Origin of the sequence: Pseudoalteromonas sp. BSi20311, assembly GCF_000239875.1 — a bacterium.
Lineage (GTDB): Bacteria > Pseudomonadota > Gammaproteobacteria > Enterobacterales > Alteromonadaceae > Pseudoalteromonas.
In genome coordinates this window covers 24,292-36,091 of sequence record NZ_BADU01000092.1, presented here as the reverse complement: position 1 = coordinate 36,091, position 11,800 = coordinate 24,292, and the positions used below count along the sequence as shown (strand labels likewise).

The 11,800-nt window shown below is 40.2% G+C and carries 8 protein-coding genes; 4 read left to right on the top strand and 4 right to left on the bottom strand.

Annotation, left to right across the window (positions count from 1 at the left end; translation table 11 throughout):
• The first annotated feature begins 694 nt into the window (after positions 1 to 694).
• The 4 genes from P20311_RS11045 (at position 695) to P20311_RS11030 (ending at position 6,744) form a co-directional block, all read left to right on the top strand.
• Complete coding sequence (locus tag P20311_RS11045) at positions 695 to 1,057, top strand: hypothetical protein (RefSeq protein ID WP_008112760.1); 363 nt, start codon at positions 695 to 697, stop codon at positions 1,055 to 1,057.
• Positions 1,057 to 3,387: a fatty acid cis/trans isomerase gene (locus tag P20311_RS11040; protein ID WP_008112758.1), complete on the top strand. Its 2,331-nt coding sequence runs from the start codon at positions 1,057 to 1,059 to the stop codon at positions 3,385 to 3,387. Before P20311_RS11045 ends, P20311_RS11040 begins: the two co-directional genes overlap by 1 nt.
• Positions 3,388 to 3,503: 116 nt before the next feature.
• Positions 3,504 to 5,225, top strand: coding sequence for a response regulator (locus P20311_RS11035; RefSeq protein ID WP_008112756.1), 1,722 nt, complete (start codon positions 3,504 to 3,506; stop codon positions 5,223 to 5,225).
• Positions 5,226 to 5,292: 67 nt separating this feature from the next.
• Positions 5,293 to 6,744 carry an ATP-binding cassette domain-containing protein gene (locus P20311_RS11030; protein ID WP_008112754.1) on the top strand — a complete coding sequence of 484 codons (1,452 nt, stop codon included), beginning with the start codon at positions 5,293 to 5,295 and terminating at the stop codon, positions 6,742 to 6,744.
• Positions 6,745 to 6,750: 6 nt separating this feature from the next.
• On the opposite strand, the gene P20311_RS11025 is transcribed toward P20311_RS11030, so the two are convergent.
• The 4 genes from P20311_RS11025 to P20311_RS11010 form a co-directional block, all read right to left on the bottom strand.
• Entirely contained in the window at positions 6,751 to 7,629 is an 879-nt protein-coding gene (locus P20311_RS11025; RefSeq protein WP_008112752.1) for a TraB/GumN family protein, read from the bottom strand.
• A gap of 100 nt (positions 7,630 to 7,729) precedes the next feature.
• Entirely contained in the window at positions 7,730 to 9,664 is a 1,935-nt protein-coding gene (locus P20311_RS11020) for an LTA synthase family protein (protein WP_008112750.1), read from the bottom strand.
• Positions 9,655 to 10,026, bottom strand: a complete 372-nt coding sequence (locus P20311_RS11015; RefSeq protein WP_008112748.1) for a diacylglycerol kinase — start codon at positions 10,024 to 10,026, stop codon at positions 9,655 to 9,657. Before P20311_RS11015 ends, P20311_RS11020 begins: the two co-directional genes overlap by 10 nt.
• Positions 10,023 to 11,696 (bottom strand): phosphoethanolamine transferase, encoded by a 1,674-nt coding sequence (locus P20311_RS11010; RefSeq protein WP_008112747.1) that lies wholly within the window; start codon positions 11,694 to 11,696, stop codon positions 10,023 to 10,025. Before P20311_RS11010 ends, P20311_RS11015 begins: the two co-directional genes overlap by 4 nt.
• Between the last annotated feature and the right edge of the window lie 104 nt (positions 11,697 to 11,800).

Sequence of the window (11,800 nt, the reverse complement as noted above, 5' to 3'; positions counted from 1 at the left end):
TGGTGCTGGTGTTGTTGCAACTATCGTTGAGTAATCAACAGTTGTAATGCATTAAGCATTAAAAAAACCCGAGCTTAGTCTCGGGTTTTTTAATGTCTGCAATAAAGTACAGGTTTCAGGTGCGAGGTTTCAGGTTTTAGGTAAAGCAGTTAGGTGTTAATTTTAACACTGTCACTTGGGTTGAGTTTTATCTAACCCATATGATAAAGCATGAAGGTGGCGCTTTTACCTTAGGCATCGGTGCTTTGTAGCAACTATCGTTGAGTAATACTTAGTCTAGCCAATTAATACTAAAAAGAACCGAGCTTAGTCTCGGGTTTTTTAATGTCTGCAATAAAATACAGGTTTCAGGTGCGAGGTTTCAGGTTTTAGGTAAAGCAGCTAGGTGTTAATTTTAACACTGTCACTTGGGTTAAGTTTTATCGAACCCAGAGGATAAAGCATGAAGGTGGCGCACTTACATCAGGCATCGGTGCTTTGTAGCAACCATCGTTGAGTTTTCAATTGCTGTAATGCTGCAGGTTTCAGTGAGTGAAGTTTGGCGTTCCTGTTGTTGTGGTAACGAAGTTTAAAACAGCATTGATACCGCTGCTTAAAAAATAACTAGGCTATTTTAAAGCGTGTTTATCGTTATTTAAGTTGGAACGTTGTTATAATAGGTAATAATTAAATAGTCAGTAGCGCAGAGAGTCCAATGGAACTTGAACAAGATAGCAATTTAACCCTCCCTTTATTTATTCTTGATGAAACACTCAGTACTCGTGACTTAGCGCAGCCTGACGTGGAAATTTCAGTTATTTTAAGTGATGAGCTACTGACTCAGCTATGCCAAAACCCCAGTGCTGACAGTAGTATTGGCATAAGCATTACGGACTATGAATTGAATGCCATCAATTCAAGCTTTTCAAGTGTAGTGCAAAGCGAACATGACGCTCAACTAACGCTCACTCAAGGCCCTCTATTAAGCGCTGTAGTGACTACAGTTGATGAGCTGACATTCGTATCACCGCAAGTTGATATGATGCCCACGTTCGATTTGGGCGATGAGGCAGAGTAATGAAAAAGGTCATTATAAGTACCTTTGTGCTGATTATTTTAAGTGGCTGTGCCTACTTAGGGAATGCGCATTATAACGAGCTGTTTGGTCCCGAAAAAACACAAGCGCGTATTGTTGACGCTAAAAGTGGTGATGGCGCCGAATTTCTTCAGCATGTAAAGCCTGTAATAGACACTCGCTGCGTGGTTTGCCATGGTTGTTATGATGCGCCTTGTCAATTGAAGTTGTCGTCTCCTGAGGGAATAGATAGAGGGCTGAGTAAAGAGCTGGTGTACGATGGTACTCGGTTGTTAGCCTCAACGCCGAGCCGGTTATTATTTGATGCAACTACCACTGAGCAATGGCGTGAAAAAGAGTTTAGCCCGGTATTAAATGAGCGGGCACAAAATGAAGAAGCCAATTTAGCCGGTAGTGTGTTATTTAATACGCTGGTATTAAAGCAAAGTTCGCCTTTGCCAGAAGATGGGGTATTAGATGAACGCTTTGATTTTTCGCTTAGCCGCAACCAAAGTTGTGCGACCATGGGTGAGTTTGACCAATTAGCGGATGAGCAACCGCATGCGGGTATGCCTTATGGTTTACCTGGGGTGTCGGCTGCTGAATTCCAGCACCTACAAAATTGGATTAAAAAAGGCGGGAAAATGGCGCATATCAAGCCGCCATCAGCTGCTGAACTTGCAAAGGTAAAAAACTGGGAAGCATTTTTAAATCAAGATGGTTTAAAGTATCAGTTATCAGCACGTTATATTTATGAGCATTGGTTTTTAGCGCATATCTATTTTAGTGATGCGCAATCACCAAACTTTTTTAAGTTGGTGCGCTCAAGCACCCCTCCGGGTGAAGATATTAAGTTGATTAGTACTCGCCGGCCTTATGATAACCCTAATGTTGAGCGTGTTTATTATCGACTGCTTCACGACCGTTCTACTATTTTGTCAAAAACGCATTTGCCACTTAAGTTAACGGATGAGAAGTTAACGCGCTTATATCAGCAGTTCATCGCACCAAAATACACTGTATCTAGTTTACCAAGCTATGAGCCAGCACTTGCCTCAAACCCATTTAAAACTTTTGAAGCACTGCCTATTGATGCTAAATATCAATTTATGCTCGATGAAGCTGAGTTAATTATTATGGGCTTCATTAAAGGGCCTGTTTGCCGTGGTCAAATTGCATTGAACGTAATTAATGACCATTTTTGGGTGGCATTTGCCGATCCTAAAAAAGTGGCGACTCCAGAGGTTGGTAAAATGCTAATGCAACATGAAGACGCATTAGAGTTACCAGCCGCAGAAGAGAGCAATGCGCTACCTATTTCTAACTGGGTAAAATATTCAGTTCGTGAAAAACGTTACTTACAAGCGAAGGTAGAGCTAGCTAATAAAATGTTCAAAAATGGCGAGCACTTAACCACGGATTTATTGTGGAAAGGGGAGGGGCATAACCAAAATGCGGCGCTGACAATTTTTCGCCATTTTGATAGTGCAACAGTTGTAAAAGGGCTTGTTGGCCAGCAACCTAAAACGATGTGGGTACTTGATTATGCATTGTTTGAGCGTATTCACTACTTACTAGTGGCAGGCTTTGATGTGTATGGCAATATTGGCCATCAATTGATAACACGTTTATATATGGATTTTTTACGCTTGGAAGGTGAGCAAAACTTTCTTGCGTTATTACCAGAGTCACAACGCGAAGCTATTAAGCAAAGCTGGTATCGTAAATCACCGCCAAGTCTATCGACCTTTTTCGAAAATAACCGTGAGTTTAGTCAGCCAAGCGGTATTAATTACCAAACTGATAAGCCACAATCAGAGTTATATGGATTAATTAAACAAACGCTTGAGCCGGTATTAAGTCCTCGTTATGACTATAAAAAAGTACCCGCACCATTAAGTGCAATTAACACCATGCCCGCTAAAGCAATTAACTTACTCCCGCAGCTATCGTATGTGTTAGTAAAAGAGCAAGATGAGCACAAGGCTTATACGATTATTCATCATAACGCGCATTATAATATTTCGAGCTTATTAAACGAAGACGGCCAGCGTGCCTATGAAGAAGATACCGTGACAATTGTGCCAGGTTTTATTGGTGATTACCCATCAGCAATTTGGTATTTAAATAACCCGCAACAAGTTGCTGCATTTGCAGAGCAGCTACCGCTTATGCAAGTAGAGGCGGATTATCGGGCTTTAAAGTCTAAGTTTGCGATTCGTCGAACGCACCCTCAGTTTTGGCAATACAGCGATATATTACATCACGTTGCCCGCCAGTATCGAGGGGTTGAATTTGGTATGTTTGATTATAACCGCTTAGAAAATCGTTAATGATATTGTAAGTAGCCCAGCTTTTTAGTTGGGCTTTTTTATATCTAATAATTAGTGAATTAACTAATTAACTTGCTACAGTTAGACTAAAGTGAAAATAAAAAGCAGCTTGGTTTATGTTTAATATTGTAAAGAGTATTCGCAAACGTTATCGGTGGGCATTAATTGCTATTGCCTTGCTGATCAGCGTATCCGCACTACTCATGCAATACGTCTTTTCTGTGCAAAAATACGATGCGAAAATTATCAATATAGCGGGTAAGCAACGTATGCTGTCACAAAAAATAGCGTGGCATAGTAATGCGCTAATTAATCAAACAGCTAACAACGAACAGCACCTGAAATCGTTAGCCCACTCACTTAGGCTATTCGAGCAAGGACATACTTTTTTACTCACTAAAAATGAGCAAGGTGAGGCGATTTATTTAAATGCTGCTTTAGTTGATTTATATTATGCCGCCCCAGGTAACCTAGATGCCGAGGTATCTAGTTTTATAAAACAAGCAAAAAAACTGACCCAACAAGAACAAGCGAATCCCGTGATGTTTTCTGTGGGCGAGATTGAAGCATTATTAAAAAAATTAGACACCGCGGTGAGCTTATTTGAGCAGCAAGCGGTGACAAAGGTTAATTGGGTTGCCAATATTGAGCTGTTGTGTTGGTTTTTGACTCTAGCGTTATTGCTTATAGAGTTAAGATTTGTGTTTATGCCAATGGAGAGGCAAGTTTTGCAGACCCTGCTTGAGTATCAACAACAAAAAGAATTTGCCGAGCAAGTCAGTCAGAATAAAGAACATTTTATTGCACGCGCCAGCCATGAGTTTAGAACTCCGTTACAGGGATTAATTAGTTCTATAAATGAATTAACCATTCCCAGCTCGCAACAACAAATTCAGCGTCAAGCTCAGTATTGTTCTGTTAGGCTGCTAGCGATGTTAGATGAACTTCAAGATTTACAGGCGCTTAGTTTAAACCGTTGGTCATTAAAGCCGACCTCAGACAACCTACTAACAACTTTAAACAAAATACTGGCTGTGTATGAATATGGCTGTACTGAGAAAGGGTTAAAGCTAATTACCGAGTTAGCACCGAACTTAGATTGCGCGGTGATTGTAGATCACGCACGGCTACAACAAATTGTTTCTGAACTACTTAATAACGCATTAAAGTTTACTGAGCAAGGAGAGGTCACCGTCATTGCTACGCTCAATAACCATCAGTTAGAGTTAAGCATAAAAGACAGTGGCTGTGGCTTTAGCCACCCGGTTGGTCAGCTCGAATTAGATAACAATCAACAAAGTAACCATTTTCAAGGCCTCAGAACAGGGCTTACCCGCGTGCAATATATTGTTAATGCGCTTAATGGCGACATTCGTTTTGAGAATAATCATCCACAAGGCGCCATTGTATTTTTAAGCCTACCATTAGAGATGGACACAAGCGAAACTAAGCCAACGCGCTTGCCTGATGATCTTAAGTGTTTAGTGGTTGAAGATAACCCACTTAATATGCTGGTACTCACTAAGCTATTAACCGCATTGAACATACACGCTGAATGCGCTGAGAATGGCAAAATAGCGTGTGAAATGGTCGCCAAAAAATCTTATGACGTCATCTTTATGGATTTAAATATGCCGGTTATGGATGGGTTTGAAGCCACTAAAATCTTGCATGATAACGATAAAACACTGCCGATTATTGTGGTTACCGCAAACACCTCTGATAGTGATCTTGCTCGCGCTAAAGCTTGTGGAGCAATAGGTCATATTCATAAACCCATAGATCAGCAAAGCATAATCGCGGCGCTAAACGATGCTTTTCTACCTGAGGTTGATTAAATCTCACTTGCTTAATTATTCCTTATTACGTTAATTTGAATTTTTAAGCCTTATTTTGGGATCTAGTGTGCGCTCAATTTTACTTCAGCAATTTAATGGTTATTTATCCACCGGTGGCAGTAATCGCTATTATATTAAGGATTTAACTTGGCAAGTAAAACAGGGGGAGCACTGGGTATTGCTTGGCGGCAATGGCGCCGGTAAATCTGCGCTTGGGGCTACGCTTATTGGTGAAGCCAAGCAACAAAGTGGGCAACGCCACAGTACTTTTAATAATCTACAGTTGGTTTCAAGTGATTTACAAAAGCAGTTATTAAGCGCTAATCGCAAAAGTGATAAAACACAAAAAGTAACCGATATACTCTTTTCTGCGCCTGAAATAAATAACGATTTATGCCAACAGCTAATTACGGCTCTTAATTTTGATGCCTTACTTAATCGTAACTTTACTGATTTATCGACCGGTGAAACACGTAAATTATTATTGATTAAAGCACTGTCTGCTAACAGTGATTTAGTTGTGCTTGATGAACCATTTGATGGCTTAGACACTGAATCGGCTGGGCAGTTAAACCGCCTGTTAAAGCAACTGAGTACGCACACTTGCTTTGTGTTTGTACTAAACCGTGTTGATGAAACTCCTGCGTTTGTTGATCACTTTGCTTATGTGAGCAAGGGTCTTTTACAACATAGCTTAGCAAAACCGTGCGCAGCAGAACGAGCCGATTTGTTTAAGTTACTGCATTTAGAACATACACCTATAACTATTCCAGATTCACCCGAACCCGCTTTTATTTCAAATGTAAACACGCCACTCGTTAAGCTTACTGATGCGCATGTACGTTATGGTGAACAGACTATCTTTGAGAACTTAAACTGGACAATTAAGCAACACCAACACTGGCAACTTACCGGTAAGAATGGCTCAGGAAAAACCTGTTTATTAAATTTAATCACCGGTGATAACCCTCAGTGCTATAACAATGAGATTGAGGTGTTTGGTTTCAAGCGTGGCACAGGAGAGAGTATTTGGGATATAAAACAGCATATTGGTTATATCTCTAATACCTTGCATTTACAGTATAGAGTGAGTATTTCGGCGCTCAATACTGTTATCTCTGGGTTTTTCGATAGTATTGGTTTATATCAACAAGCCAATGAGTTACAAATGCGGTTAGCGAAACAGTGGCTGGCATTAATTGGCCTAAGCGATAAAGCAAATTGCGCTTTTACCCAACTATCGTATGGCGATCAGCGCCTATTACTTATTGTACGCGCAATGGTTAAACACCCCGCCTTAGTTATTTTAGATGAGCCATGTTTAGGGCTTGATGAGGCAAATCGTCAACGCGTTTTACTGCTAATAGAAAAGGTGTGTGCGGCAAAAACGAGTACCGTTATTTATGTAAACCATCATGCAGCAGATACCATTAAAGGGATTGAACACACCTTAAAAATGGAAGACTTTAAACCAACTTACTATGAACAGCATACGGCTCATAGTGAGTCGATTATATAAGCTTGTTTATAACTGAGTCACCGTGAATCCTTGGTCACGCAGTTGTTTAATTAAGCCATGTTGCTCAACTAAATGCAGAGCACCTACCGCTATAAAAATATTGCCTTGTTCAAGTTTTGGGGTGAGCTGAGTGACCCAATTATTATTACGCTCAATTAGCATCACTTGTTCGCTTTGTTGGCCGTATTGGCTGTTATCAAAACTGGTGTGGTAGTAGCTGGTTAGGGTTTTCATATCGCCCTGTTTCCATGCATTTACTAGAGAAATAAAGTAGGTATTAATATCACTGAGTTGTTCAAAGGTTTCTGCCATCATAGCGTTGCTTAATGACTCTAAGCCATTAAACATTTGTAGTTGCTGCTCTATGGTTTCAAGCTCTGCAATTTTAATATTATGCTGTTGGGCATAATCTAATATTTGCTTATCAATGCCATTTTTATCTGAATAGCCCGCGTTTTGAAACTCAATTTGCATCATGGTTAACATCACAGCCCAAGGTTTAAAGCTGTTGAACATGGCAATATCAATCGACTTTTTAGCAAAGTAGTCTTTCAGGAGTTGATAATTTTCTGTCGACAGCTCACTCTGTAGTGTGCGCCCGTTATTAAGCAGCATATACGGCATAGAGCGTTGCTGCATTTGTAAAGGTGATAGCTTACTAATATCCACTTCAACAACCACTTGCTTACTGTTATCCAGTGCGTGAGTCACTTTTTGTGGTAGCCCTTTCATGCTGGCATCACCTACATGCACGGTGCCAAATAAATACGAGCTAGCGCCTTGCTTTTCTATTTTGAATAGAGCCGGTGATGCATAGCCATTGACGCTAAAGGCTAAAAGTAATAACACCATAAATAAATGACTAATACGTAATGACACGTTCATAAAATCCTATCCAAGTTTAAGTCGTTTTATAAATACTAACTTAGTTTACTTTATAGGTAACGTAAAAATGCCTGATTAATCAATCAGGCATTTTTCGGTGTTATTGATACCAATTATTGCTGTAGGCCATGTTGCCATAATTAGCCACCGCACGAGCTTGCTTGATGAGTGCGCTATCGTTATGTCTGGGGTGTAATTGCTTATTTTTATAAATATAGGTGGTTGCCGGTTTATCTGGCTGCAAAATAACAACGTTATCATTTTGCATGTAAGCAAAGTTTTTATCGTACTGCATCATTGCACGCTGCTTATTTTTGGCCACAGGGCGAGTGAGATCGTGACCAATCATTGGGTGTTCACCGCTGGCGCCAATAAGCGACAGTAAGGTGGTAGGAATATCCAGCTGACTGGCTAATTGATGATCGCGTTTGGGCTTAATACCGTTTCCAAAAATAACCGCAGGAATTCTAAAGTGATCAATAGGTACAAGGCTGGAACCAGACACGCGTGAGTCGTGATCAGCAATCACTATAAACACAGTATCGTCCCAGTAAGATGATTTTTTCGCCTTTTCAATGAATGTGCCAAGGGCATAATCTGCATATTTAGCTGCGTTATTACGGCTTTGCTTTGGTTGCTCAAACAGGGCTATTTTACCGTCCGGAAATTCATAAGGGCTATGATTAGAACTACTAAAAATCAGACTAAAAAATGGCTTTTGCTGTTGTTGTAATTTATTCAGCTCTTTATCTGCTTGAGTAAATAAATCTTCGTCAGATGCGCCCCATGAACCATTAAAGTTAATGTTAGCGAAGCTTTCACTATCAACAATATCACTAAAGCCGTTACCCAAAAAGAAGCTACGCATGTTGTCAAAGTGACTTTCTCCACCATAAATAAACTGAGTATGGTAGTCCTGCTTTGCTAAAAAACTAGCCAAGGTAAAAAAGTCACGTTGTGATTTATCGAGTTTTACAACCGCGCGTGAGGGAGTCGGTGTAAAACCGGTTATAACTGCTTCAATACCGCGTACAGAGCGAGTGCCGGTAGCGTATAAGTTATCAAATCCCCAGCCCTGTTGATAAAGTGCATCTATATTAGGTGTTAAGGGTAAGCCACCTAAGGTACCTACATAACGAGCGCCCAAGCTTTCTTGCAGAATAATAACCAGGTTTTTCTTTTTACCTTGGTAGCTTGCCTGATGAAAAGTGCGGGTAGGGGCATTTGGATTATTAAATATTGCTTGAGGATTTTGCATGGTACTACGTACTGTGGCGAGTAACTCCTCTTGAGGGACCTTGCCATAATATGCCTGACTTGATTGCTCATTGGAGAGCTGTTTTAACGCAAATGCTACGCTATATAGTGAATTAAGCGTGAGGTCATTCAGCAAGTGGTCGGTCGAAAATGCCACCATAGCGGGGTTTAATGGACGATGGCCTAATGAATTTCGAGCGCCTAACAGTGTTAGGCTACATATAATAACAGCTAATAGTGATAGTTTTATTGCCCCTAGGGACGAGCGGTTTTGCCATTGCTGAGTAAGAATTTTGTTAGCAAATTTAATGGTGAAAACGAGCGCTAAAACAGCGAAGAGGACTTCGAGTTTGTAACCTGAAAAAATCATTTTAGAGACTTCTTTAGGATAAATAAGGTATTCAATAAATAGGCGATTAGGGCGTAAGTCGTATTCGTTAATAAACGTGGGTGTAATAACCTCAAAAAACACTAACATTGCAGCCATTATTACTAAATACCACTTTACGACTCCTCGAATATAAGCAGTTAATTTGAGAGCATGTGCTGCAAGTGTTAGTAACAAAGCGGGGGTTATGATGTAGCATAATGTTGCTATATCAACACGTAAACCGCCTACAAAAACAAAGTGCCAGGCGCCTTCGGTAAATACACGGCCACTTTGCCACAAACTTAAACCTAATCGCGCAAAAGTTAGCAAGCTTAGGGATACGAAAAAAAATACCGCTAAAACCCACAATGGCCCCAGTACTTTTTTAGTGCTACTGATTAAGTCCATAGCACAGACCACCAAACTAAAATAGCAATAAGCATGGCGATAAAGACACTGGCGGATGCAATATCTTTAGCTAGGCCTGATAGTTCATGATATTCGCTACCGATGCGATCAACCACCACTTCGACTGCGGTATTGACCAACTCAGCAAATAACACAAACAATAAGCTGGCAATCAAGATTAATTTGCTACTTAAAGTAATTTCTTGCAAGCAGGCAAATACGCCTAGCAAACTAAATAAAACCAACTCTTGCTGAAAAGCAGCCTCAAATCGGCTCATCCATTTTAGGCCGTTAAATGTATGGCTTAAGGTAAAAATTAGGCGCATTAGGCCTTGGCGTTTTATAACGGTTTTATTATTCATATTTTAGTTTCGCTATGGTTAATCGTTTGACATGACGCGAGTAAATCTTCAGAGGTTTGGTAGGTTTTACTCGCAACACCGGTTAAGCTTAAAAGGGTATGAAAAATAGCATCGTGTGATTGCGCTAAAATGCTATTTAAGTTGTTGAGACACTTGGCTGTAATGCGCTGATTATGCTCATCAGCCCAGATGTAAAGAGGCACATGGGTTTGAGCTGTTGGTGCAAATGCATAGGGAAAGCCATGTAAGTATGCGCCATTTTCACCGAGCGACTCGCCATGGTCTGACACATACAGTAATTGCTTATCAATATTAGCTGGCAGTGCCTTTAACTGTTCAATAACTTGAGCGTTGATAAAATCACTATAAGCAATTGTATTATCGTAGGTGTTAACCAGTTCTTCAGCGCTACAGTTTTGAATATCGCTGCGGTCGCAGGTTGGACTAAACTGTTTAAATTTTTCAGGGTAGCGCTTAAAGTAAGTAGGGCCATGTGAACCCATCATATGCAGCACTATAACCGTATTAGCCTGACTCAAATTGGCAAGCTTGTGCTTTAAAGGGGCTAGTAACGCTTCATCAAAACAGTATTTACCATCACATAGTTCAGATGCTTTGGTATCAATATTAATGGTAGGTACGCGCGTGCAGACGTTTTTACAGCCACTGTTATTATCAACCCACAAGACATCTGCGCCTGCTTGTTGTATCAAATCAATCACGTTTTGCTGGTTATCACTGTCTAAACGAGAAAAATTGGCATGAGTTTGCAGTGAAAACATACATGGTACTGACACTGCTGTGGCCGTGCCACACGACGATACGTTATCGAAATAAGTGACATTATGTTTTTGCGTGTATTGGTTGGTATTACGCTCATAGCCTTGGTAGGAAAAATTTTCAGCTCGAGCGGTTTCACCTACCACGATGACAGTAACTCGTGTTGTACTTGGCGATGCTAAAGTTGGCGTGGTATCAATATTTTTAAATTCAATATCGCTATAAAGTAACTGGTCACGGGCGTATTTGTAGCCACTAGAGAGGTATTGAAATGGAATAATTTCTTTTTTAAGAATACGGTTATTACGACCCGTTGCCGCGTAATCGGCGTAAAAGTTAACGACCACTAATGCAATCAGTGCAAAGCTTGCTAAAAGCAGTTTAAGACGGCTAATAACTTCTTTGTATGGGCGAGCGCAGTTTATTTTTATTCTACTCAAAATAAAGACAGGTAATGCGGCAAAAAGCAGTAAAAAGCCAACAAGTTGCAGGTTTAAATAGCTTAACGCTTCACTAGAGTCAGTTTCGACGGTGTTTTGTATCATGGAATAATCAAACACCACACCATAGTTCAATGAGCCATATAACGCCGCACTCGAGAGCACTAGCAGCAAGTAGTTAATGGGTTTTAGTATTCCCCGAATAGAAACCACTGAAAAGAATATGATTAGCAAACAAATCAGTAGTAACGGCACAGAAAACAAAAATAGCCATGAAAATGTGTGCAACGAGGTAATAGCGCTAAACGCACCATGCATAAATGGAATATTAATAACTAAGCCGTAATAACAAGCCATAAAAATAATGAATGCATTAGCACTGCAATTAAAATAAAAGCGTTTTTTAGTATTTTCTTGCGGTTGCTTACTGAGTTTGAAAGTTGGGTTCATAACACGCCTCTTTTTCGTGAACGTTGTTATGCTAGGCTGCCAGACTTAAGAAACTCTTAAGAAATCGATTTATTTTAATTTTGTTAGATAAAAATGAGATGGCT